The sequence below is a fragment of the Virgisporangium aliadipatigenens genome, from assembly GCF_016863615.1.
GTDB classification, from domain to species: Bacteria; Actinomycetota; Actinomycetes; order Mycobacteriales; family Micromonosporaceae; genus Virgisporangium; species Virgisporangium aliadipatigenens.
In genome coordinates, this window is the sequence record NZ_BOPF01000004.1 from 238,734 (window position 1) to 262,229 (window position 23,496).

Below are 23,496 nucleotides of genomic sequence, written 5' to 3' on the forward strand. Positions count from 1 at the left end.
TATCCGTAGACGTTCGCTACCGGCCGCTCCCGTTCTCGGGGGCGGCCGGTAGCGTCTGCGCCATGCCGCTGAACCTTTCCTACGAGGGGCACTCGTTCCCGCCCGGTGAGCCGTATCTGGTCGGTCGGGAGAAGATCCGCGAGTTCGCCCGGGCGGTGGGCGCCGACGACGCGGCGTACCACGACCCGGAGGCCGCCGCCGCGCTCGGGCATCCGGACGTGATCGCCCCGCCGACGTTCCCCACGGTGCTGACGATCCCGCTGGCGGCCCGGCTCTTCGCGGAGCACCCCGACGTGGGTATCGACTTCAGCCGCATCGTGCACGGCGACCAGCGGTTCGCCTACGAACGCCCCGTGCGCGCCGGCGACGCGCTCGTCTGCCGGCCCGTGCTGGAGAAGCTCTCCAGCCGCGCCGGGTTGGACTCGGTGAGCGTGCGCACCGAGATCGTCACCGTCGAGGGCGAACTCGTGGTGACCTCGTGGGCCAAGATCGTGGCGCGGACGGAGGCCTGAGATGGCGGTGTTCACGACGGGTGCCGAACTGGCGCCCCTGACGTTCGTGGTGACCCGTGCCGACCTGATCCGCTACGCCGGTGCCTCGCTGGACTTCAACCCGATCCACTGGAGCGACCGGGTCGCCGTGAAGAACGGCCTTCCCGGGGTCATCGCGCACGGCATGTACACGATGGCGCTGGCCGCCCGGGCACTGACCACGTGGGCCGGCGACCCGGCGGCGGTGACGGATTTCAGCGTCCGGTTCACCCGTCCGGTGATCGTGCCGGACGACGACAGCGGTGTCGAGGTGGTGATCTCCGGCGTGGTCAAGGAGGTCGCCGAGGACGGGACCGCGCAGGTCATGGTCACCGCGGTGAGCGCCGGCGAGAAGGTGCTCGGCCAGGCTCGCGCCACGGTACGGCCGGGGCGGCTTTTGGATCCGGCGGAGTAACCCGTACACTGGGCCACCGTGGGTGTGCCGTAAGCGCATCCCACGTAGGGGTGTGGCGCAATTGGCAGCGCAGCGGTCTCCAAAACCGCAGGTTGCAGGTTCAAGTCCTGTCGCCCCTGCGCCGATGGCCCGTCCGGGACGTGGTGGTACCGGTCCGGGCGGGGAACGCGCACCGGACCGCCCGCGTTGACCCGCAGTTCCGGAGCCGGTTGAAACCATCCACCGCGAGTTCACGGAAGAGGACGCATGGCCGAGAGGAAGCGGCGCGGCGAGGACGTCGACGACCGCCTCGACGAGGCGATCGACGATGACTCCGCGGTCGATGAAGATCTTGACGACGAGTTCGAGGACGAAGAGTTCGAGGACGACGACGTCGAGGATGACGACGAGGACGAGGCTCCCCGGCGTTCGGCCAACGGCCGCAAGTCCGGTACCGCGCTGAAGAAAAAGGACGACGTCGACGAGGACGACGACGAGGAGCGCCCGGCATCCCGCCGCGGCCCCCGTGGTCGTGCCGCGAAGCCCTCCGAGAAGCGCCCGACCAAGAAGAAGACCGGCGACAAGCCCGGGATCTTCGCCCGGTTTGCTAACTTCTTCCGGGAAGTGGTCGCCGAGCTGCGTAAGGTCATCTGGCCCACACGCAAGGAGCTGCTGACCTACACCGCCGTCGTGGTGGTGTTCGTGACGCTCATGCTCACGTTCGTCGGCGGCATCGACTGGTTGTTGGCCAAGGGCGTCTTGTGGGTCTTCGGGCACGGTTCGACGCCGGCAGAGTAGCCAAGGTGACAGACGTGAATGAGTACGACGACAACGGTTCCGTGACTACGGCGGCCGACCTGCCCGACCCTACCGAGGTCGACGCGCCCGACGAGTCGACGGCCGCGCCGGCGCCCGCTGTCGTGTCCACCTCCGACGGCGACCCCGTCGCCGAGCTGCGCCAGGCCCTGCGCTTCGCGCCCGGCGACTGGTTCGTGGTGCACTCGTACGCCGGTTACGAGAACAAGGTCAAGACCAACCTCGAGACCCGCATCACCAGCCTCGACATGGAGGAGTACATCTACCAGGTCGAGGTGCCGACCCGGGAAGAGGTCGAGGTCAAGAACGGCAAGCGCCAGCAGGTCCAGAACAAGGTCTTCCCCGGCTACATCCTGGTCCGCATGGAGCTGACCCCGGAGTCCTACTCGTGCGTGCGCAACACGCCGGGGGTCACCGGGTTCGTCGGCGCCACCGATCGGGCCGACCGCCCCGCGCCGTTGTCGCTCGACGAGGTGCTGAAGTGGCTGGCACCGGCGGCTCCGGTCAAGGAGACCAAGAAGGCCGAGGTCAAGGTTCTCGACTTCGAGGTCGGGGACTCGGTGACCGTGACCGAGGGCGCGTTCGCGTCGCTGCACGGCACCATCGCCGAGATCAACGCCGACCAGCAGAAGCTCAAGGTGCTCGTCTCGATCTTCGGTCGGGAGACCGCCGTCGAGCTCAACTTCAACATGGTTTCGAAGATCTGAGTCGATCGCGGTAGCCTTGCCGGTGCTGTGCGCCCGGGGGACACCCGTGTGCGCACTGATCCTTTAGGGGCGCGCGTGCGCCCGTAATGCCCAGGAAGAAAGCAGTAAACGACCATGCCTCCGAAGAAGAAGCTCGTCAAGACCTTCACGCTTCAGCTCCCGGCGGGCCAGGCCACCCCGGCTCCGCCGGTCGGCCCGGCGCTGGGTCAGCACGGCGTCAACATCATGGAGTTCGTCAAGTCGTACAACGCGGCGAGCGAGTCCATGCGCGGCGACATCGTGCCGGCTCAGATCAGCGTGTACGAGGACCGGACGTTCACGTTCATCCTCAAGACCCCGCCGGCGGCCCAGCTGATCATCAAGGCGGCCGGTGTGCCCAAGGGCTCCGGTGTGCCGCACAAGGAGAAGGTCGGCGCCATCAGCAAGGCCCAGCTCCGCGAGATCGCGGAGAAGAAGATGGCCGACCTGAACGCCAACGACATCGAAGCCGCCGAGAAGATCATTTCCGGCACCGCCCGTTCCATGGGCATCACCGTCAAGGACTGATTTTCGCCGTGGGAGGGCCCGAGCGGGCCCGCCAGCTACCACAGGAGTACTGAGCAATGCAGCGCAGCAAGAACTACCGCAAGGTCGCCGAGCAGATCGACCGGTCGGCGCTCTACAGCCCGGCCGAGGCCGTCAAGCTCGCGAAGTCGACCAGCACCACCAAGTTCGACCCGACCGTCGAGGTGGCCATGCGCCTCGGTGTCGACCCCCGCAAGGCGGACCAGATGGTCCGTGGCGTGGTCAACCTGCCGCACGGCACCGGTAAGACCGCCCGCGTGATCGTCTTCGCCGCCGGCGCCAAGGCCGCCGAGGCCGAGGCCGCGGGTGCCGACGCGGTCGGCAGCGAGGACCTCGTGGCCCGGATCCAGGAGGGTTGGCTCGACTTCGACGCCGCGATCGCGACGCCGGACCAGATGGCCAAGATCGGCCGGATCGCGCGGATCCTGGGCCCGCGCGGCCTGATGCCGAACCCGAAGACCGGCACGGTCACGATGGACGTCACCAAGGCGGTGTCCGACATCAAGGGCGGCAAGATCACCTTCCGGGTGGACAAGCACGCCAACCTGCACCTGATCATCGGCAAGGCGAGCTTCACCGAGGCGCAGCTGATCGACAACTACGCCGCGGTGCTCGACGAGGTGCTGCGGGTCAAGCCGTCGGCCGCCAAGGGCCGTTACCTGAAGAAGGTCTTCGTCACCACGACGATGGGCCCGGGCATCCCGGTCGACCCCAACCGCACGCGCAACCTGCAGGAAGACGAGTCGGCTTCGGCCTGACCCCTTTCGCACGGAAACGACCCGCCCCGCAAGGGGTGGGTCGTTTCTGATTTGGAGACCGGGCGCCTCGTCGCGTACTGTTCCTTCCGAAGTTCCACCCGAAGACCGCTGGTCACCGTGTTCGCACGGTTGAAGGTCCCGCTGATGCGGGCGGCCCGCGCAGGATGGACGGTAAGCGTCTCCGGCCGCGTCTCGTGTGCCGCGTCCCGCCCCGTGCGCCCTGCGCCGGGGCGTCTCTCGTTCTCGGGCCCACCAGCACGATGTAACGAGAGAGGAGGGACATGGCGGACAAGCCGGTCCGGGCCGACAAGGCCACTGCCGTTGCCGAGCTGACCGAGAGCTTCCGTGGCTCGTCGGCGACGCTGCTCACCGAGTACCGCGGCCTGACGGTCGCTCAGCTCAAGGAGCTGCGGCGCTCGCTGGGGCGGGAGACCACGTACGCGGTCGCGAAGAACACGCTCGCCAAGCGCGCGGCGTCCGACGCGGGCATCACCGGTCTCGACGAACTGTTCTCCGGTCCTACCGCGCTCGCTTTCGTCGGCGGGGACCCCGTCGAGGCGGCCAAGGGGCTGCGGGAGTTCGCTAAGGCGCACCCGCTCCTGGTCATCAAGGGCGGCGTCTTCGAGGGGCGTGCCATCGGTGCGGACGAGGTCCGCAAGCTGGCCGACCTCGAGTCCCGTGAGGTGCTGCTGGCGAAGCTCGCCGGTGCGATGAAGGCGAACCTGAGCAAGGCCGCGGCGACGCTGCAGGCTCCGCTCGCGCAGATGGCCCGCCTGGCGGCGGCTCTGCAGGACAAGCAGGGTGGCGCGCCTGCCGAGGCGCCCGCCGAGGCTCCGGCCGAATGATTCACCGCCGGAGTCACTTCGGCGCACTGACATTGATTTCTGAAAGGACAGTCACATGGCGAAGCTGAGCCAGACCGAGCTGCTCGACGCGTTCAAGGAAATGACGCTGATCGAGCTGTCCGAGTTCATCAAGCAGTTCGAAGAGGTCTTCGACGTCACGGCCGCCGCGCCGGTCGCGATCCAGCAGGGCGGCGGTGGCGGCGGTGCCGTCGTCGAGGCCGAGCCGGAGAAGGACGAGTTCGACGTCATCCTCGAGGGCGACGGCGGCAAGAAGATCCAGGTCATCAAGGTCGTGCGCGAGCTGACCAGCCTGGGCCTGAAGGAGGCGAAGGACCTCGTCGAGGCCGCGCCGAAGGCCGTTCTCGAGAAGGTCAACAAGGACACCGCCGAGAAGGCCAAGGCCAAGCTCGAGGGCGAAGGCGCGAAGGTCACCCTCAAGTAAGGGTTTCCGCTCCTCAACGGGGCGGTCGCCGGGGTTTCCCGGTGGCCGCCCCGTTTGCGTCGGGGGCCTATGCTGGGGTGATCTGGGTCACCGGGCGGCTTCGGCCGCCGCGATGTGAACTGTGGCTTTAAGGTCAAATGTCGGTAGGTCGACGCCATGCGCGCGGTGTGGTCGGCGGGTAACCCTTGACGTGATGACCAGGGGGCAGGCACGCTGAACCAGCACCACTTCCCGCGGATGCGACGGCCTGCAAACGGCTGAGCCGCGCCGCCGGGCGCTACTCCTGCCAGGGAGCCGCCGCGATCTGAAGCGGCAGGCGGAGCGGAGTGAGCGAGGCCCGGAGGCGATGGCTCCCGGTGGCGCCGTGGACCCCTCTCAGGGTCCCGGCAAAGTCACCGTGCCGTTCGGCTGGACAGCGGTTAGCCTTGCGGCTACACTGCTAGATTGCGCTGTCTTCTGACTTTCACCCTGCCCACCATCAGCCCTCACAGGCATCTGGACCAGGGTTTGTCGGGCTGCACGCGAAACGGCCGTTGCAACACCGGTCCTCGGAAGGACGCATCTTGGCAGCTTCCCGCCCTGCGAAGACCTCTAGTTCGTCGAGCGCATACGCACCCCGCCGGATCTCTTTCGGCAGGATCACCGAGCACCTTGAGGTTCCCAATCTCCTCGCCATCCAAACCGAGTCGTTCGACTGGTTGGTGGGCAACGAGGCGTGGCAGAACCGGTCTGCCGGTGATTCGCACGCCCGTTCCGGGCTTGCCGAGATCCTGGACGAGATCAGTCCTATCGAGGACTTTTCCGGCACCATGTCGCTGTCGTTCTCCGCTCCGCGCTTCGACGAGGTCAAGGCCTCGATCGAGGAGTGCAAGGAGAAGGATCTGACCTACTGCGCGCCGCTGTTCGTGACCGCGGAGTTCACCAACCACACCACTGGCGAGATCAAGAGCCAGACGGTGTTCATGGGTGACTTCCCGATGATGACGCCCAAGGGCACCTTCATCATCAACGGCACTGAGCGCGTCGTGGTGAGCCAGCTCGTCCGTTCCCCGGGCGTGTACTTCGCCAAGGAGCCCGACAAGACATCGGACCGTGACCTCTCCAGCGTCCGGGTGATCCCCAGCCGTGGTGCGTGGCTCGAATTCGATATCGACAAGCGCGACACCGTCGGCGTTCGCGTCGACCGCAAGCGGCGCCAGGCGGTCACCGTCCTGCTCAAGGCCATCGGCTGGAGCGCGGAGCGGATCCGCGAGAAGTTCGGCTGGTCCGAGCTGATGATGACCACCCTGGAGAAGGACCACATCGCCGGCCAGGACGAGGCGCTGCTCGACATTTACCGCAAGCTGCGTCCGGGTGAGCCCCCGACCCGGGAGAACGCCCAGACGCTGCTCGACAACCTCTTCTTCAACCCGAAGCGGTACGACGTCGCGAAGGTCGGCCGCTACAAGGTCAACAAGAAGCTGGAAGTCGACGTCCCGATCACGACGGGCGTGCTGACCGAGGACGACATCGTCGCCACCGTGGAGTACCTGTGCCGGCTGCACGCCGGTGAGGACGGCTACGAGGCCGACGACATCGACCACTTCGGCAACCGGCGCCTGCGCACGGTCGGCGAGCTCATCCAGAACCAGGTCCGTGTCGGCCTGTCCCGGATGGAGCGCGTCGTCCGCGAGCGCATGACGACCCAGGACGTCGAGGCGATCACCCCGCAGACCCTGATCAACATCCGCCCGGTGGTGGCGGCGATCAAGGAGTTCTTCGGGACGTCGCAGCTGTCGCAGTTCATGGACCAGACCAACCCGCTCGCGGGCCTGACCCACCGCCGCCGTCTGTCGGCGCTGGGCCCGGGTGGTCTGTCCCGTGAGCGGGCCGGCTTCGAGGTTCGGGACGTGCACCCGTCGCACTACGGACGCATGTGCCCGATCGAGACCCCGGAAGGCCCGAACATCGGCCTGATCGGCGCTCTGTCGACGTTCGGGCGGGTCAACCCGTTCGGCTTCATCGAGACGCCGTACCGGAAGGTCGTCGACGGCAAGGTCACCGACCAGATCGACTACCTGACCGCGGACGAGGAGGACCGTTACATCAAGGCGCAGGCAAACGCGCCGCTGATGAGCGACGGCAGCTTCGCCGAGGCCCGGGTGCTCGTTCGCCGTAAGGGCGGTGAGGTCGACAACGTCCCCGGTGACCAGGTCGACTACATGGACGTCTCGCCGCGCCAGATGGTGTCGGTCGCGACCGCCATGATTCCGTTCCTCGAGCACGACGACGCCAACCGTGCCCTCATGGGCGCCAACATGCAGCGCCAGGCGGTGCCGCTGGTCAAGGCCGAGGCTCCGCTGGTCGGCACCGGCATGGAGTACCGCGCCGCGGTCGACGCCGGTGACGTGGTGGTCGCCGAGGTCGGTGGCGTGGTCGAGGACCTGTGCGCCGACTACGTGACGGTGCACCAGGACGACGGCCACCGCCGTACCTACCTGCTGCACAAGTTCCGCCGCTCCAACGCCGGCTCCTGCGTCAACCAGAAGCCGGTCGTCTTCGAGGGCGACCGCGTCGAGGCCGGTCAGGTCATCGCCGACGGTCCCTGCACGGACGAGGGCGAGATGGCGCTCGGGCGCAACCTGCTCGTGGCGTTCATGTGCTGGGAGGGCCACAACTACGAGGACGCGATCATCCTCAGCCAGCGGCTGGTCCAGAACGACGTTCTCACCTCGATCCACATCGAGGAGCACGAGGTCGACGCGCGGGACACCAAGCTCGGCCCCGAGGAGATCACCCGCGACATCCCGAACGTCAGCGAGGAGATGCTGGCGGATCTGGACGAGCGGGGCATCATCCGGATCGGTGCCGAGGTCGTCCCCGGCGACATCCTGGTCGGCAAGGTCACGCCCAAGGGCGAGACCGAGCTGACGCCGGAGGAGCGGCTGCTGCGCGCGATCTTCGGTGAGAAGGCCCGCGAGGTTCGTGACACCTCCCTGAAGGTGCCGCACGGTGAGACCGGCACGGTCATCGGCGTGCGCACGTTCAGCCGGGAGGACGGCGACGAGCTGTCGCCGGGCGTCAACGAACTGGTCCGCGTCTACGTGGCCCAGAAGCGGAAGATCCAGGACGGCGACAAGCTCGCCGGCCGGCACGGCAACAAGGGTGTCATCGCGAAGATCCTGCCCGCGGAGGACATGCCGTTCCTCGAGGACGGCACCCCGGTCGACATCGTGCTCAACCCGCTCGGCGTGCCGAGCCGGATGAACGTCGGCCAGGTCCTGGAGACGCACCTCGGGTGGGTCGCCAAGCGGGGCTGGCAGGTCGAGGGCGACGACGAGCCGTGGAAGCAGGCGCTGAAGGCCATCGGTGCGGACTCGTCGCCGGCGGACTCCAACGTGGCGACGCCGGTCTTCGACGGCGCCAAGGAGGAGGAGATCACCGGTCTCCTCGGCAGCACCCTGCCCAACCGCGACGGTCAGAAGATGGTGCAGGCCTCGGGTAAGGCGCAGCTGTTCGACGGTCGTTCCGGGGAGCCTTTCCCGGACCCGATCGCGGTCGGCTACATCTACATCCTGAAGCTCAACCACCTGGTCGACGACAAGATCCACGCTCGGTCGACCGGCCCGTACTCGATGATCACGCAGCAGCCGCTGGGTGGTAAGGCGCAGTTCGGTGGCCAGCGCTTCGGTGAGATGGAGTGCTGGGCCATGCAGGCCTACGGCGCCGCGTACGCGCTGCAGGAGCTGCTGACCATCAAGTCCGACGACGTTCTCGGCCGGGTCAAGGTCTACGAGGCGATCGTCAAGGGCGAGAACATCCCGGAGCCGGGCATTCCGGAGTCCTTCAAGGTTCTGCTGAAGGAACTCCAGTCGCTCTGCCTCAACGTCGAGGTGCTCTCCAGCGACGGTGTCGCCCTGGAGATGCGCGAGACCGACGACGAGGTGTTCCGGGCTGCGGAAGAACTGGGCATCGACCTTTCCCGGCGCGAGCCGAGCAGCGTCGAGGAAGTGTGACGCGTGGGCGTGTGAGGGGCCCCGCTCCTCACACGCCCAGCTCCGGAACCAGCTAGTAGCGCAACACACGATGTGTGAGGGATATACAACGTGCTCGACGTCAACTTCTTTGACGAGCTGCGGATCGGCCTGGCTACCGCTGACGACATCCGCCAGTGGTCGCACGGGGAAGTGAAGAAGCCCGAGACGATCAACTACCGCACCCTGAAGCCGGAGAAGGACGGACTCTTCTGCGAGAAGATCTTCGGTCCGACCCGGGACTGGGAGTGCTACTGCGGCAAGTACAAGCGGGTCCGGTTCAAGGGCATCATCTGTGAGCGCTGCGGCGTCGAGGTGACCCGGGCCAAGGTCCGCCGTGAGCGGATGGGCCACATCGAGCTGGCCGCCTCGGTCACGCACATCTGGTACTTCAAGGGTGTGCCGAGCCGGCTGGGCTACCTGCTCGACCTGGCGCCGAAGGACCTCGAAAAGATCATCTACTTCGCGTCCTACGTGGTCACCAGCGTGGACACCGAGGCGCGGCACCGCGACATGCCCACCATCGAGAGCGAGATCGCGGCGGAGAAGCGCCAGGCGGAGAACGCCCGCGACGTCGAGATCGAGAAGCGGGCCACCCGGCTGGAGGCCGACCTCGCCGAGCTGGAGGCGGAGGGCGCCAAGTCCGACGTCCGCCGCAAGGTGAAGGAGTCCGGCGAGCGCGAGATGCGCCAGATGCGCGACCGTGCGCAGCGCGAGATCGACCGTCTCGACGAGGTGCTCGACACCTTCCGGAAGCTGGAGCCGAAGCAGCTCGTCACCGACGAACTGCTCTACCGCGAGCTGCGCGACCGGTTCGGCAACATCTTCACCGGCGGCATGGGCGCCGAGGCGATCAAGGCTCTCCTGGAGAACCTCAACCTCGACGAGGAAGCGGAGCTGCTCCGCGAGACCATCCGCAGCGGCAAGGGCCAGCGCAAGATCCGCGCCCTCAAGCGGCTGAAGGTCGTCGCGGCGTTCCTCAACACGTCGAACTCGCCGCTGGGCATGGTGCTCGACTGCGTGCCGGTCATCCCGCCGGACCTGCGCCCGATGGTGCAGCTCGACGGTGGCCGGTTCGCGACGAGCGACCTCAACGACCTGTACCGCCGGGTCATCAACCGGAACAACCGCCTCAAGCGCCTCATCGACCTGGGTGCGCCCGAGATCATCGTCAACAACGAGAAGCGGATGCTCCAGGAGGCCGTCGACGCGCTGTTCGACAACGGCCGCCGGGGTCGTCCGGTCACCGGCCCGGGTAACCGGCCGCTGAAGTCGCTGTCCGACATGCTCAAGGGCAAGCAGGGTCGCTTCCGTCAGAACCTGCTGGGCAAGCGCGTCGACTACTCCGGCCGTTCGGTCATCGTGGTCGGCCCGCAGCTCAAGCTGCACCAGTGCGGCCTGCCGAAGCAGATGGCGCTGGAGCTGTTCAAGCCGTTCGTGATGAAGCGGCTGGTGGATCTCAACCACGCGCAGAACATCAAGTCCGCCAAGCGCATGGTCGAGCGCCAGCGCCCGGTGGTGTGGGACGTGCTGGAAGAGGTCATCGCCGAGCACCCGGTGCTGCTGAACCGTGCGCCGACCCTGCACCGGCTGGGCATCCAGGCGTTCGAGCCGCAGCTGGTCGAGGGCAAGGCCATCCAGATCCACCCGCTCGTCTGCACCGCGTTCAACGCGGACTTCGACGGTGACCAGATGGCCGTGCACGTGCCGCTGTCCGCGGAGGCGCAGGCCGAGGCGCGGATCCTGATGCTGTCGAGCAACAACATCCTCAAGCCGGCCGACGGCAAGCCGGTCACCATGCCCACCCAGGACATGGTCATCGGCCTGTACCACCTCTCGCACATGCGCGAGGGCGTCATCGGTGAGGGGCGCGAGTTCTCGTCCTACGCCGAGGCTCAGATGGCGTTCGACAACAAGGAGATCCACCTCCAGGCGAAGGTGAAGATCCGCCTGCCCGATCTGATCGGGGTCGACAACGGTGCCGGCAAGGCCCCGTGGGAGGCGCCGGAGGGCTGGGAGGTCGGCCAGCCGGCCATCATCGAGACCACGCTCGGCCGGGTGCTCTTCAACGAGACGCTGCCGCGCGGGTACCGCTTCGTCAACTACGAGATCCGCAAGGGTCAGCTCTCGGCGATCGTCAACGACCTCGCCGAGCGCTTCCCGAAGGTGTCGCTCGCGGCGACGCTGGACGCGCTCAAGATGGCCGGTTTCCACTGGGCCACCTGGTCGGGCGTGACCATCGGCATCGAGGACGTCGTCCAGCCGCCGAACAAGAAGGCGATCCTGGAGCGTTACGAGAAGGAAGCCGAGCGGATCGACAAGCAGTACCAGCGTGGTCTGATGACCGCCGAGGAGCGTCGCGGCGAGCTCATCGAGATCTGGACCAAGGCGACCAACGAGGTCGCCAAGGAGATGGAGACGGCCCTGCCGCAGGAGGGCCCGCTGTGGAAGATGATCCACTCGGGTGCCCGCGGTAACCTCCTCCAGCTCCGGCAGATCTCCGCGATCCGTGGTCTGGTGGCCAACCCCAAGGGTGAGATCATCCCGCGGCCGATCAAGGCGTCGTTCCGTGAGGGCCTGACCGTGCTGGAGTACTTCATCTCCACGCACGGTGCGCGTAAGGGTCTCGCCGACACGGCGCTGCGTACCGCCGACTCGGGTTACCTGACCCGTCGTCTGGTGGACGTGTCGCAGGACGTGATCATCCGCGAGGAGGACTGCGGCACCGAGCGCGCCATCCCGATGCCGATCGCGCAGCGGTTGGACGACGGAACGCTGGTCGTGCACGAGCACGCCGAGACCAGCACGCACGCCCGCACCATCGCCGACGACATCCGCGACCAGGACGGCCGGCTGGTCGTCGAGCGGGGCACCGACCTCAACTCGATCCTGGTCGAGAAGATCGTCGCCGCCGGCGTGGAGAACGTGCGCGTGCGCAGCGTTCTCACCTGTGAGTCGAAGCTCGGCGTCTGCGGTGCCTGCTACGGGCGTTCGCTGCCGACGGGTAAGACGGTCGACGTCGGTGAGGCGGTCGGCATCATCGCCGCCCAGTCCATCGGTGAGCCGGGTACGCAGCTGACGATGCGTACGTTCCACACCGGTGGTGTCGCCGGTGAGGACATCACCCAGGGTCTGCCCCGTGTCCAGGAGATCTTCGAGGCGCGTGTGCCGAAGGGCATGGCGCCGATCGCGGAGATGACCGGTCGGGTGCGGATCGAGGACGCGGAGCGTTCCCGCAAGATCGTCGTCATCCCGGACGACGGCAGCGAGGAGATCGTCTACGACAAGATCTCCAAGCGCGTCCGTCTGCGGGTGCACGACGGCGGCCCGGTGAACGTCGGCGAGAAGCTCACCGAGGGCACCATCAACCCGCACGAGCTGCTGCGGGTGCTGGGGCCGCGTGCGGTGCAGGTCCACCTGACCCAGGAGGTCCAGGAGGTCTACCGCTCGCAGGGTGTGCTCATCCACGACAAGCACATCGAGATCATCATTCGGCAGATGCTCAAGCGGGTCACGGTCATCGACTCCGGGGCCACCGAGTTCCTGCCGGGTCTGCTGGTCGACCGTGCCCAGTTCGAGGCGGAGAACCGTCGCCTCGTCGCCGAGGGCGGGGAGCCGGCCGCCGGCCGCCCGGTCCTCATGGGTATCACCAAGGCGTCGCTGGCCACGGACTCGTGGCTGTCGGCGGCCTCCTTCCAGGAGACGACCCGGGTGCTGACGGACGCGGCCATCCACGCCCGCAGCGACTCGCTGATCGGTCTCAAGGAGAACGTCATCATCGGTAAGCTCATCCCGGCCGGTACGGGCATCAACAAGTACCGCGCGGTCCGGGTCGAGCCGACCGAGGAGGCGAAGGCCAAGGTGTACTCGATGACCGGATACCCGGAGACGGACTACGGGTTCGGGCCGGCCAGTGGGCACGCGGTGCCGCTGGACGACTTCGACCTGGGCTCGTTCCGCTAGGTCGATTGCGTTCCGGAGGCGCCGTGGGGGTTCCCCACGGCGCCTCCGGCGTTTCCGGTGGCGGGCGTTCCCTAGGATCCGCCGGGATGGATATCGAGGATCTCCGCACAAAGCAGATACCCCTTCTGCGGAACGCGATCAGCAGGGCCGGCGGCGTTCTGGCCGACGACCCGCAGACGCTGGCCCCGGAGCTGCTGCGGCTCCTGTCGCACCGCAACGCCCGCGTGGTCGCGGCCGCCCGGCTGGCGATCACCGGCCGCCTGACCCGTCTCGTCCGCGAGCGGCCGGCCGCGGCGGCGACCGTGGCGCAGGTCTTCCTGTCCTCGGCGGACACCCCGCCGGACGTGCGGCGGGAGTTCGCGGTGACGCTGGCCGAGGGCGGCGACCTGACGTTCCTCGACGAGGTCGCCGCCAACGAGCCGCCGTGGCGCCTGGCGTGGCTGCGCGGCGACGCCGACGCCCTGCGCGACGAGATCGCCGCGATCGCACCGGCCGACCGCCCGGGTGTCGTGGCGGCGCTCTACGGCTCCGCGCGCTGGTATCGCATCGCACCGGGGCGACGCGACCCGCAGCCCACCGCCGACGCGGTCCTTCCCCTGCTGAACGACGCCGACCCGGCGGTACGGGCGGTCACCGCGGCCCTGTTGGGTGTCTGCGCGGAGGCCGGCGCGGACCTGAGCGCGCACGTGGCGCCGCTGGAATCGCTCCTGCCGGACGATCGCCGCGTTCCCCCGCCCCCAGGGGTGGGCTCCTGGTGGCAGGGCGCCACGGTGACCTGGCTGGCCGCGCGTACGCTCGGTCTCGCCGCGTGGCACCCCGCGTGCGGCCCGGCGGCGGTCGCCGCCCTGGGGCGGAGCCTCCCGGCGAAGCGGAAGCAGAGCCGCCAGGCGGCCGCGTCCGGCCTCGGTACGGCGGCGGCCGCTCCCGGACAGGCCGCCACCCTGGGCGCGGTGGCCGCGACCGGGCGGCCCGAGCTGCTGAGTAGCGCGCTGTGGGCGTTCAGCGACGCGCGCGGCCCACTCGACGCCGCGATGAACGCCGTCGTGGCGGCCGGTGCCGACCCGGCGACGGCGTTCCCGGCGGTGCCGGTGGGGTACCGGTCGCGGATGCGGGTGCGCAGCCGGCGCGGGCTGGGCAATCTGCTCGACGCGCTGGCGAGCGAGGAGCGCAACGCCGCGCTGCGGGCGATCCTCGGGGCCGTGCGCGCCGGGGATCCGATGACCGCCGCGTTGCCGCTGGTGGTGGGCACCCTGTGGTGCGGCGACCGGCCGGTGTCTCCGGAGGATCCGGCGGAGGTGCTGCGCGCCGTCGACGCGGCCGACGCGGCGCCGCTGCGCCGCTGGCTGCGCACCGGAGGCCCGGCGGAGGGCACGGCGTCCTACGCGCTGCCGTTCGTCGACGAACCGGCGCCCGCCGCACCGAAGGTGCCGGATCTCGCCGCCGTGCTGCCGAAGCTGCGGCGCAAGCCGGCCCAGTCCGAACCGGTGCTGCGGGACCTGGTCGCGCCGCTGTACGCCACCGGGGATCCGCAGGTGCGCTGCCGCGTGCTGACGCTGCTGGCGGAGCTGGCCGTCGACATGGTCGACCTGCGGGCCGCGCAGCCGGCGGTGGCCGTCGCGCTGTTCGACCCGGAGCCGCAGGTGTGCGTGCTGGCCGCTCAGGTGATCAAGGAACGGGCCTGGCACGGCGCCGACGTGCGGTTGGCGTTCCCGGCCTTGGGGCTGCTCGCCGAGAGTCCTGACGCACGGGTGCGATCGGCCGTCTGGGAGGCGTTCCTGGCGACAGATGCCCGGCACGACACGGCCCTGGGGCGCCTCGCGGACGTCGCCGCGCGGGTGGCCGGCGATCCGGACTGGGCACTGCGGCGCTGCGCCGAGAACGTGCTGCGCCGGGGCGGCATAGGGTAGGCGACATGAGCGAGGTGGTGGCGCAGCGGCATCCCGCGGACCCGGACCCGGTGCGGTCGACGAAGGCCAACGCCGTCTACGCGCTGGGGGTCGTCGCGGTGCTGACTGGACCCTTCGTGGGCGGGCTCATCCCGGCCACGATCGCGCTGATGCTGGCCCGCGAGGTCCGCGCGGAGCTCCATGCCGCCGAGGGCTATCTGATCGGGACGAGCCGTTATGAGAACGGCGTGCGCCTGGCCTGGACCGGCATCGTCTTCGCCGTCGCGGCCCTCGTGGTGGCGATCGTGCGGGGGCTGTACCTGTGGGCCGGCACCGGCGGGACGGATTTCGACTCCAACGTGAACTAGCCTGCCGGGCGTGCGTTCCACGGGGTTGGAGCCCGCCGCGGGCGAAGTGACGGCGGTCTACGCGGCGATGATCGCCGGATTGATCCTGGTACTCGGTCTGCTGGCCGCGCTGATGTGGCGCCGGCGTCAGCCGGGCTGCTCGTGGCGGACCTGCTGGTGATCGTCGTCAAGGCGCGCCGGCTGGGGGACCAGCGGATCGCCGAGCAACTGCCGGCCCTGACGGAGAAGCAGTTGAAAGAGGTGTCCACGCTCGGTGCGACCGAGGGCAACGGCCTGGCGTGGTGGGGCGTCGCCGTGCTGATCCTGCCGCACGTGCTGCCACTCGGACGGGCGTCGATCGCGTTGGTCCTGGTGGTCGCCCCGCTGGTGATCGCCCTGCCCGGTCTCGGGAAGTGGTGGCGGGGCATCGCGGCCCTGGTCACGGTCGCGTTCCCGGTCGCTTACACGTACCCGATGATCCTTGCGGCCGAGGCGGCGGCAGAGGAGATGCCGCGGCTCGTGGCGGAGGCGGGCGCGCGCAACGCGGTGCGGATCCACGAGGGTGGCGAGTTCGTGCCGCTGCTCCTCAGCACGCTCGTGCTGGTGCCGATCGCGGGGGTCCGCGGATGGCCGGCCGCCCGGCGACGTTCCGCCGGGCAGCCGCCGCTACCGGGTCAGCGGGTGGCGCCCGGAGCGGTCAGCCACTTCACGTCCCAGACGTAGGCGCCGTCGACCGTCTCCGGCTCGCTGCCGAGCACCTGCGTCCACAGGATCCGCAGCTCCTCGCGGTGCTGCGTCTGGCCGATCAGCACCACGGCCACCTTCCAGTAGACGAGGTCCCGCTTCATCTCGGCGATCATCGGCTCGCTCGGCACCAGCTTGTGCGCCGCGTCGTGACCGTCGATCTCGCCGTGGCGCTGCACGTGGTTGACCCAGAACGTCGTCTTGCGCGACACCGGGCCGTACCAGCCGCGGCCGTTCTCGTCGGGGCCGATGAAGTAGCCGTGCGGGATGGGGAACTCCTGACGCGCCCGCACGTTGTAGCGCAGCGTGTAGATGCCGTCGGAGTTGTTCGGCACCGGGGAGGGCAGGACGGTGTACCCCTCGGGGGTGTACCGGCGCCACGTTCCCTCGGTGATGAACGCCGGCACCTCGGGGGCGTTCATCGTCGGCATGATCCACGGCGCGGTCGGGATGAGCGCGACCACGACGGCCGCGTAGCCCCAGCGCCGCCGGTCGACCCGAACGTCCCGCAGCCGCTCCCAGGCCAGCGCGACGAGCAGGCCGGCGATCCCCACGACGACGAGCGTGAGCCGGGTCGGCTGCAGCAGGTTGAGCACCGGCACGTGCCCGCTGCTGACCAGCGCCCACGGCCCCGGGATCCCGCGGAACTCACCCTTGACGCGCACCTCCGGCCCGATGGCCGCGAGCACGAAGACGACCCCGGTGATCGTGGCGAGGCGGGCGAGCCGGCTGCGCTTCCACAGCAGGACGGCCGCCACGATGAGCACGATCACCAGCGGCCACCCGAACCAGGTGTTCTGCTCGGTGCCGCCGATCGTCTTCTCGACGTACTCGTCGCCGGCGAGCGTGTCCCGCGCGAAGGTCACGTACGCCGTGAGGTCCTCGCCCCAGGCGTGGAAGTCGAACGGCAGCCCGCTGTAGGACTGGCGCCCGTTGAACTGGAACCACATCGGATACGCCAGCAGCACCCCGGCGATGAGGCCGGTGATCCCGAGCGAACCGAGGATCCGCTTCCAGTCCGGGGCGATCTCCTTCAGGCGCAGCAGCGTCACGACGGCGATCCCGCACGTCGCGATCAGCAGCACCTCCTGGTTGATGAAGAACTGGTAGAAGATCAGCAGCGCCAGGATCACGCCGTCCCGGACGGTGCGCCCCTCGCGGCCCAGCCGCAGCGACACCAGCACGATGAACGGCACCACGAAGTGCGTGCTGAAGTTCGGCTGGCCGTTGGCGTGATGGATGATGCCGGGCGCGAACCCGATCACCGCACCGCCCAGCCACGCGGCGACCTTCGAGTCGACCACGTGCCGGGAGAAGACCCAGTAACTGGCGAACGCGGTGCCGGCCAGGCCGCCGACCAGGAAGATCCAGTACGTGATCTCCGAGCCGAACAGCATCGTCAGCGGCGCCAACGGAATGGAGATGCCGAGCACCGACGTGTTCGCCATGAGGTTCACGCCGAGCGGGTAGTTCTGCCGCATCGAGAACAGCGGGTCCGACAGGTGCCGCACCGTCCAGGCGCCGTGCTCCAGCAGCCACTGGAACCAGATCTGGTCGTTGGGGTTGTGCGCCGAGACCCGGTCGTACGGGTCCAGGAACAGGCCGCCGCAGGTCCAGAGCGCGATCAGGAGGTACACGGCCGCGGAGATCGTGTCCGGGCGGGAGGGGCGCCAGGAGAGTGCCAGCCGCGTTTTCGCGGGTGCCGGGGTGGCCTCGGCCGGCTCGACGGGTTCCGCCGCCGGTGAAACCGTGTCGGTAGGCGTGGTGCTCATCGGCGCCCGCGGTTCCCTTCGTTCTGACTGCACTACTTCGGCCCGGACCTTACCTCTACGGGTCCGGAGGCATGCGGGCACAATGGGTCCGTGAGCATGCAAGGACCGCAGCTCGCGAGGACCGCTGTTGTGAACAGGAGATTCTGTTGAGTGAGCAGCCGCGGCCGCCGCAGTCGGATCCACAGTGGACTATGCCCGGGGCTCCGTCGCCGCAGTCCGCCGCGCCGGTGCCCGCGCCCTATCAGCCTTGGTCGGCGCCCGCCGCCGCCCAGTCCTATCCGGCCGGGCCCGCGTCGGGGGTGCCCCAAGGGTATCCGGTCGGGTTGCCGGTGAGTGCCGTGCCGGCGAGCGGGCTGCCGGGGGGTCACCCGTTCCCGCCGCGGCAGTACACCGCGCCGCAGCCGGCCGCTACGGGGCCGATGCGGGTGGAGGCGGTGCCGGGCACCGAGTTCGGGGTGGCGTACCTGCGGGTGCCGCCGACCGTGTCCGGGCTGGCCGTCGGATCGATGATCGCCGGCATCGCGTCGATCCTGGTGGCGTTCGTCATCGGGTGCGCCGGGGTCGCCGGGCTGCAGAACGAGTCGATCCCGATCCTCGCGGGGGCGTTCGCCGTGCTGGCGGCGCTGCTGAGCTTCGCCGGGCTGGGTCTGGGGTACGCGTCCACCAGGCAGATCCGTAGTGGCCGTGGCCGGTTCAGCGGGCGTGGGATGGGGATCACCGGCATGGTCTGCGGGGCCGTCGGGATCCTGTTCACCAGCGGGGGAGTCCTGCTCGCATTGGCACTCGTCGCCACCTGAGCCCGGGACCGGGTAGGCTGGGGAAGGCGACGGTTACCGACCGGGGGTACCCCCGATTTTGACCCGGGTACACACGGTGGGTACTCTTTTCCCTCGTGCCCAGCTTGACTGGGCGACTTGTGCGTGCGTCGGGGCATCCGGTAGCCGGATCAGCGGAGCGCGCACCCGCCACCCCCGGTAGCGATTTTGGGCCGGGTTTCCGTGCGCCGGGCGACACGCCCGACCGCGGGGGTCGGCGGACGAGCGAAGACGTACGTGCAAGCAGCAGTAGTAGGACGGCTCGGCCGCGAGGCCGAAGGGAGAGGCAGACCCGGTGCCCACAATTCAGCAGTTGGTCCGCAAGGGTCGCAAGGCGAAGGTGAGCAAGAGCAAGACGCCGGCCCTGAAGGGGTGCCCGCAGCGGCGGGGCGTGTGCACGCGTGTGTACACCACCACTCCGAAGAAGCCCAACTCGGCGTTGCGCAAGGTCGCCCGCGTTCGGCTGATGAGCGGTTTCGAGGTGACGGCGTACATCCCCGGCGTCGGTCACAACCTGCAGGAGCACTCGATCGTGCTCGTGCGTGGCGGCCGGGTGAAGGACCTCCCCGGCGTCCGGTACAAGATTATTCGCGGTTCGCTGGACACCCAGGGCGTCCGCAACCGCAAGCAGGCGCGCAGCCGTTACGGCGCGAAGAAGGAGAAGAGCTGACATGCCGCGTAAGGGCCCCGCTCCGCGTCAACCGCTGGTCCCGGATCCGGTTTACGGCTCGCCGCTGGTCACCCAGCTGGTGAACAAGATCCTGCTGGCCGGCAAGCGTCAGCTCGCCGAGCGCATCGTCTACGGCGCCCTCGAGGGCTGCCGCGAGAAGACCGGCACCGACCCGGTCGTGACGCTCAAGCGCGCGATGGACAACGTGAAGCCGACCCTGGAGGTCAAGAGCCGCCGTGTCGGTGGCGCGACCTACCAGGTCCCCGTCGAGGTGCGCCCGCCCCGGGCCGTCACCCTCGGGCTGCGTTGGCTGGTCATGTACTCCCGGGCCCGCCGCGAGAAGACCATGATCGACCGCCTGATGAACGAGCTGCTCGACGCCAGCAACGGCCTCGGCGCCGCGGTGAAGCGCCGCGAGGACACGCACAAGATGGCCGAGTCCAACAAGGCGTTCGCCCACTACCGCTGGTAGCGACCGGCGGAAGTACCGGGCCTGCCGCCCTCGCAGCGCTTCTACTGGAGAGATGCGAGGGCGTGGGCCCCCGCAAGACGTTAGAGATCAAGCCGGAAGGTGATTACCGTGGCTGCCGCAGACGCCGCCCTCGCCAAGCTCCGCAACATCGGCATCATGGCGCACATCGATGCCGGCAAGACCACGACCACCGAGCGCATCCTGTTCTACACCGGTATCACGTACAAGATCGGTGAGGTGCACGACGGCGCCGCCACGATGGACTGGATGGAGCAGGAGCAGGAGCGCGGCATCACGATCACGTCCGCCGCGACGACCTGCGAGTGGAACGGCCACACCATCCAGATCATCGACACCCCCGGCCACGTCGACTTCACGGTCGAGGTCGAGCGCTCCCTCCGGGTGCTCGACGGCGCGGTCGCGGTGTACGACGGCGTCGCCGGCGTCGAGCCGCAGACCGAGAACGTGTGGCGGCAGGCGGACAAGTACAACGTCCCGCGCATGTGCTTCGTCAACAAGCTCGACCGCACCGGCGCGGACTTCTTCCGCTGCGTGCAGATGATGAAGGAACGGCTCAACGCCACCACGCTGGTGCTGCAGATCCCGATCGGGCTCGAAGGCGACCACATCGGCGTCGTCGACCTGATCGGCATGCGCGCGCTCACCTGGCGCGGTGAGACGAAGAAGGGCGAGGACTACGCGGTCGAGGAGATCCCGGCCGACCTCGCGGAGCAGGCCGCCGAGTGGCGCGAGAAGCTCCTCGAGACGCTGTCCGAGGCCGACGACGACATCATGGTCAAGTACCTCGACGGCGAGGACCTGTCGGTCGCCGAGATCAAGACCGCGATCCGTCGCGCCACGATCGCCGGCAAGCTCAACCCGGTCGTCTGCGGCTCCGCGTTCAAGAACAAGGGCGTGCAGCCCATGCTCGACGCGGTCGTCGACTTCCTGCCGTCGCCGCTGGACATCCCGGCCATCGAGGGCACCGCGGTCGACGGCGAGACGCCGATGCGTCGTCAGCCCTCGGTCAACGAGCCCTTCTCCGCGCTGGCGTTCAAGATCCAGACGGACAAGCACCTCGGCAAGCTCACGTACGTGCGCATCTACTCCGGCACGCTCGACTCCGGCACCCAGGTGGTCAACTCCACCAAGGACCGCAAGGAGCGGATCGGCAAGATCTACCAGATGCACGCGAACAAGCGTGAAGAGCGTTCGCAGGCGCACGCCGGCGACATCATCGCCGTGCAGGGTCTGAAGCAGACCACCACCGGTGACACGCTCTGCGACCCGGCTCACCCGGTCATCCTCGAGTCGATGTCGTTCCCGGAGCCGGTCATCCAGGTCGCCATCGAGCCGAAGAGCAAGGCCGACCAGGAGAAGCTGGGCACCGCGATCCAGCGCCTCGCCGAGGAGGACCCGACCTTCCGGGTCAAGAACGACGAGGAGACCGGCCAGACGATCATCGCCGGCATGGGCGAGCTCCACCTGGACATCCTGGTGGACCGCATGCGCCGCGAGTTCAACGTCGAGGCCAACATCGGCAAGCCGCAGGTGGCCTACCGCGAGACCATTCGCTCCAAGGTCGAGAAGATCGACTACGTCCACAAGAAGCAGACCGGTGGCTCGGGGCAGTACGCGAAGGTCATCGTGTCGCTGGAGCCGCTGGACATGACGGCGGACGGCCCGACGTACGAGTTCGTCAACTCGGTCACCGGTGGTCGTATCCCGAAGGAGTACATCCCTTCGGTGGACGCCGGCGCGCAGGACGCCATGCAGTACGGCATCCTCGCGGGCTACCCGCTGGTGGGCCTCAAGCTGACGCTCATCGACGGCCAGTACCACGAGGTCGACTCGTCGGAAATGGCCTTCAAGATCGCCGGTTCGATGGTGCTGAAGGAAGCGGCCCGCCGGGCCAACCCCGTGCTCCTCGAGCCGATGATGGCCGTCGAGGTCACCACCCCGGAAGAGAACATGGGTGACGTGATCGGCGACCTCAACTCCCGCCGGGGAATCATCCAGTCCATGGAGGAGCGCAGCGGCGCTCGCGTGGTCCGGGCCCTGGTGCCGCTGTCGGAGATGTTCGGCTACGTCGGCGACCTGCGGTCCAAGACCGCGGGCCGGGCGAGTTACTCCATGCAGTTCGACTCCTACAACGAGGTTCCGCAGAACGTCGCCAAGGAGATCATCGCGAAGGCCACCGGAGAGTAACGTCCCCGGTACGCCCCGTAAGTCGTGTTAGAACCACCTAGAGAGTCCCTGAGGAGGGCATCCAGTGGCGAAGGCGAAGTTCGAGCGGACTAAGCCGCACGTCAACATCGGCACCATCGGTCACATCGACCACGGTAAGACGACGCTGACGGCGGCCATCACCAAGGTTCTGCACGACAAGATGCCGGACCTCAACCCGTACACGCCGTTCGACGAGATCGACAAGGCGCCCGAGGAGAAGGCTCGTGGTATCACGATCTCCATCGCGCACGTCGAGTACCAGACCGAGGCGCGGCACTACGCCCACGTCGACTGCCCCGGTCACGCGGACTACATCAAGAACATGATCACCGGTGCCGCGCAGATGGACGGCGCGATCCTGGTGGTGGCGGCGACCGACGGCCCGATGCCGCAGACCCGCGAGCACGTGCTGCTGGCCCGTCAGGTCGGTGTGCCGTACATCGTCGTGGCGCTCAACAAGAGCGACATGGTCGAGGACGAGGAGCTCCTGGAGCTCGTCGAGCTCGAGGTCCGCGAGCTGCTCTCGAGCCAGGAGTACCCGGGTGACGACCTGCCGGTCGTGCGGGTCTCCGCGCTCAAGGCCCTCGAGGGTGACGAGCAGTGGGGCAACGCCCTCATGGAGCTCATGAGCGCTGTCGACACCGCGATCCCGCAGCCGGAGCGCGAGGTCGACAAGCCGTTCCTGATGCCGATCGAGGACGTCTTCACGATCACCGGTCGTGGCACCGTGGTGACCGGTCGGTGCGAGCGCGGTGTGCTCAAGCCGAACGAGGAGGTCGAGATCGTCGGCATCAAGCCGAAGTCGATGAAGACCACCTGCACCGCCATCGAGATGTTCCGCAAGATCCTCGACGAGGCGCGCGCCGGCGAGAACGTCGGTCTGCTCCTGCGTGGTATCAAGCGCGAGGACGTCGAGCGCGGCATGGTCGTGGTGAAGCCGGGGACCAACACCCCGCACACCGAGTTCGAGGCGACCGTCTACATCCTCTCCAAGGAGGAGGGTGGCCGGCACACCCCGTTCTTCCAGAACTACCGGCCGCAGTTCTACTTCCGCACCACCGACGTGACCGGCGTGGTGACCCTCCCCGAGGGCACCGAGATGGTCATGCCCGGCGACAACACCACGATGACCGTGTCGCTCATCCAGCCCATCGCGATGGAGGAGAACCTCCGCTTCGCGATCCGCGAGGGTGGCCGTACGGTCGGCGCGGGCCGGGTTACCAAGATCCTGAAGTAGTGACGCCGGTTCGGACGCCGGCCCCGATTTGGGGATCGAAATCCGATACGGCATACTGAACAGGTTGCGTTGCGAAGCGGTCGAGGCTGCGAGCTTCACGTGCAGTCTCGACCGCTTCGTGCGGGCGCTTGAGTAGGACCACGCTCTGCTTCTGAGGGCATCGTGGGCCGCGGCGCCTCGCTTCCGTTGGTGGGCGTGCCGCGCCCGTGGGTCATCCCAGACGGATCAGAACGTCCAAGCATCCGAGAGATCGGACTGCGGCGGAGTCTGGCCCACGTACGCGACACGCCCG

At 68.4% G+C, this 23,496-nt stretch carries 20 protein-coding genes and 1 tRNA gene; 20 read left to right on the forward strand and 1 reads right to left on the reverse strand.

The window, feature by feature from the left end:
* The first annotated feature begins 62 nt into the window (after positions 1-62).
* From Val02_RS07675 to Val02_RS07745, 15 genes are all read left to right on the forward strand, one after another.
* On the forward strand, positions 63-512 hold the full coding sequence (locus tag Val02_RS07675; protein ID WP_203898208.1) for a MaoC family dehydratase N-terminal domain-containing protein: 450 nt from the start codon (positions 63-65) through the stop codon (positions 510-512).
* A 1-nt stretch (position 513) separates the two neighbouring features.
* Entirely contained in the window at positions 514-945 is a 432-nt protein-coding gene (locus tag Val02_RS07680; RefSeq protein WP_203898209.1) for a MaoC/PaaZ C-terminal domain-containing protein, read from the forward strand.
* 46 nt (positions 946-991) lie between these two features.
* Positions 992-1,064 (forward strand) — tRNA-Trp (locus Val02_RS07685).
* A 127-nt stretch (positions 1,065-1,191) separates the two neighbouring features.
* Positions 1,192-1,722 carry a preprotein translocase subunit SecE gene (secE, locus tag Val02_RS07690; RefSeq protein ID WP_203898210.1) on the forward strand — a complete coding sequence of 177 codons (531 nt, stop codon included), beginning with the start codon at positions 1,192-1,194 and terminating at the stop codon, positions 1,720-1,722.
* 14 nt (positions 1,723-1,736) lie between these two features.
* Positions 1,737-2,447 carry a transcription termination/antitermination protein NusG gene (gene nusG / locus Val02_RS07695; protein WP_203898211.1) on the forward strand — a complete coding sequence of 237 codons (711 nt, stop codon included), beginning with the start codon at positions 1,737-1,739 and terminating at the stop codon, positions 2,445-2,447.
* Between the two features lie 114 nt (positions 2,448-2,561).
* Complete coding sequence (gene rplK, locus Val02_RS07700) at positions 2,562-2,993, forward strand: 50S ribosomal protein L11 (protein WP_203898212.1); 432 nt, start codon at positions 2,562-2,564, stop codon at positions 2,991-2,993.
* A gap of 56 nt (positions 2,994-3,049) precedes the next feature.
* Positions 3,050-3,769: a 50S ribosomal protein L1 gene (rplA, locus tag Val02_RS07705; protein ID WP_203898213.1), complete on the forward strand. Its 720-nt coding sequence runs from the start codon at positions 3,050-3,052 to the stop codon at positions 3,767-3,769.
* 281 nt (positions 3,770-4,050) lie between these two features.
* Positions 4,051-4,614 carry a 50S ribosomal protein L10 gene (rplJ, locus tag Val02_RS07710; RefSeq protein ID WP_203898214.1) on the forward strand — a complete coding sequence of 188 codons (564 nt, stop codon included), beginning with the start codon at positions 4,051-4,053 and terminating at the stop codon, positions 4,612-4,614.
* Positions 4,615-4,669: 55 nt separating this feature from the next.
* A complete protein-coding gene (gene rplL, locus Val02_RS07715) occupies positions 4,670-5,056 on the forward strand; it encodes a 50S ribosomal protein L7/L12 (RefSeq protein ID WP_203898215.1) in 387 nt (128 codons plus the stop codon).
* Between the two features lie 563 nt (positions 5,057-5,619).
* Positions 5,620-9,051 (forward strand): DNA-directed RNA polymerase subunit beta, encoded by a 3,432-nt coding sequence (rpoB, locus tag Val02_RS07720; protein ID WP_203898216.1) that lies wholly within the window; start codon positions 5,620-5,622, stop codon positions 9,049-9,051.
* A gap of 90 nt (positions 9,052-9,141) precedes the next feature.
* Complete coding sequence (locus tag Val02_RS07725; RefSeq protein WP_203898217.1) at positions 9,142-13,032, forward strand: DNA-directed RNA polymerase subunit beta'; 3,891 nt, start codon at positions 9,142-9,144, stop codon at positions 13,030-13,032.
* Positions 13,033-13,118: 86 nt separating this feature from the next.
* Positions 13,119-14,939, forward strand: a complete 1,821-nt coding sequence (locus tag Val02_RS07730) for a hypothetical protein (protein WP_203898218.1) — start codon at positions 13,119-13,121, stop codon at positions 14,937-14,939.
* A 5-nt stretch (positions 14,940-14,944) separates the two neighbouring features.
* Positions 14,945-15,286 (forward strand): hypothetical protein, encoded by a 342-nt coding sequence (locus Val02_RS07735; RefSeq protein ID WP_203898219.1) that lies wholly within the window; start codon positions 14,945-14,947, stop codon positions 15,284-15,286.
* 10 nt (positions 15,287-15,296) lie between these two features.
* Positions 15,297-15,446, forward strand: coding sequence for an LPXTG cell wall anchor domain-containing protein (locus Val02_RS07740; protein WP_203898220.1), 150 nt, complete (start codon positions 15,297-15,299; stop codon positions 15,444-15,446).
* Positions 15,428-15,988 (forward strand): hypothetical protein, encoded by a 561-nt coding sequence (locus Val02_RS07745; RefSeq protein ID WP_203898221.1) that lies wholly within the window; start codon positions 15,428-15,430, stop codon positions 15,986-15,988. The genes Val02_RS07740 and Val02_RS07745 overlap by 19 nt, the downstream gene beginning before the upstream one ends.
* Here the strand turns inward: Val02_RS07745 and Val02_RS07750 are convergent.
* The gene (locus Val02_RS07750) at positions 15,940-17,781 is read right to left on the reverse strand and encodes a DUF6311 domain-containing protein (protein ID WP_203898222.1); all 1,842 of its coding nucleotides are present in this window, start codon (positions 17,779-17,781) and stop codon (positions 15,940-15,942) included. The genes Val02_RS07745 and Val02_RS07750 overlap by 49 nt on opposite strands.
* Before the next feature lie 146 nt (positions 17,782-17,927).
* Here Val02_RS07750 and Val02_RS47180 point away from each other — a divergent pair, with 146 nt between their 5' ends.
* The 5 genes from Val02_RS47180 to tuf all read left to right on the forward strand — a co-directional run bounded on the left by Val02_RS47180 (position 17,928) and on the right by tuf (position 23,204).
* Positions 17,928-18,578: a phage holin family protein gene (locus Val02_RS47180; protein ID WP_239152535.1), complete on the forward strand. Its 651-nt coding sequence runs from the start codon at positions 17,928-17,930 to the stop codon at positions 18,576-18,578.
* 313 nt (positions 18,579-18,891) lie between these two features.
* Entirely contained in the window at positions 18,892-19,266 is a 375-nt protein-coding gene (gene rpsL, locus Val02_RS07760) for a 30S ribosomal protein S12 (RefSeq protein WP_203898223.1), read from the forward strand.
* Between the two features lies 1 nt (position 19,267).
* Entirely contained in the window at positions 19,268-19,738 is a 471-nt protein-coding gene (gene rpsG, locus Val02_RS07765; protein ID WP_203898224.1) for a 30S ribosomal protein S7, read from the forward strand.
* A 108-nt stretch (positions 19,739-19,846) separates the two neighbouring features.
* Complete coding sequence (gene fusA, locus Val02_RS07770) at positions 19,847-21,946, forward strand: elongation factor G (protein ID WP_203898225.1); 2,100 nt, start codon at positions 19,847-19,849, stop codon at positions 21,944-21,946.
* A gap of 64 nt (positions 21,947-22,010) precedes the next feature.
* Positions 22,011-23,204 (forward strand): elongation factor Tu, encoded by a 1,194-nt coding sequence (gene tuf / locus Val02_RS07775; RefSeq protein ID WP_203898226.1) that lies wholly within the window; start codon positions 22,011-22,013, stop codon positions 23,202-23,204.
* Positions 23,205-23,496 lie beyond the last annotated feature (292 nt).

Coding starts and splice junctions, on each gene's coding strand:
- Val02_RS07750 (WP_203898222.1), bottom strand. CDS start 17,781: ATGAGCACCACGCCTACCGACACGGTTTCACCGGCGGCGGAACCCGTC.
- Val02_RS07680 (WP_203898209.1), top strand. CDS start 514: ATGGCGGTGTTCACGACGGGTGCCGAACTGGCGCCCCTGACGTTCGTG.
- rplL (WP_203898215.1), top strand. CDS start 4,670: ATGGCGAAGCTGAGCCAGACCGAGCTGCTCGACGCGTTCAAGGAAATG.
- Val02_RS07730 (WP_203898218.1), top strand. CDS start 13,119: ATGGATATCGAGGATCTCCGCACAAAGCAGATACCCCTTCTGCGGAAC.
- secE (WP_203898210.1), top strand. CDS start 1,192: ATGGCCGAGAGGAAGCGGCGCGGCGAGGACGTCGACGACCGCCTCGAC.
- rplK (WP_203898212.1), top strand. CDS start 2,562: ATGCCTCCGAAGAAGAAGCTCGTCAAGACCTTCACGCTTCAGCTCCCG.
- Val02_RS07735 (WP_203898219.1), top strand. CDS start 14,945: ATGAGCGAGGTGGTGGCGCAGCGGCATCCCGCGGACCCGGACCCGGTG.
- rpsG (WP_203898224.1), top strand. CDS start 19,268: ATGCCGCGTAAGGGCCCCGCTCCGCGTCAACCGCTGGTCCCGGATCCG.
- Val02_RS07675 (WP_203898208.1), top strand. CDS start 63: ATGCCGCTGAACCTTTCCTACGAGGGGCACTCGTTCCCGCCCGGTGAG.
- rplA (WP_203898213.1), top strand. CDS start 3,050: ATGCAGCGCAGCAAGAACTACCGCAAGGTCGCCGAGCAGATCGACCGG.
- rplJ (WP_203898214.1), top strand. CDS start 4,051: ATGGCGGACAAGCCGGTCCGGGCCGACAAGGCCACTGCCGTTGCCGAG.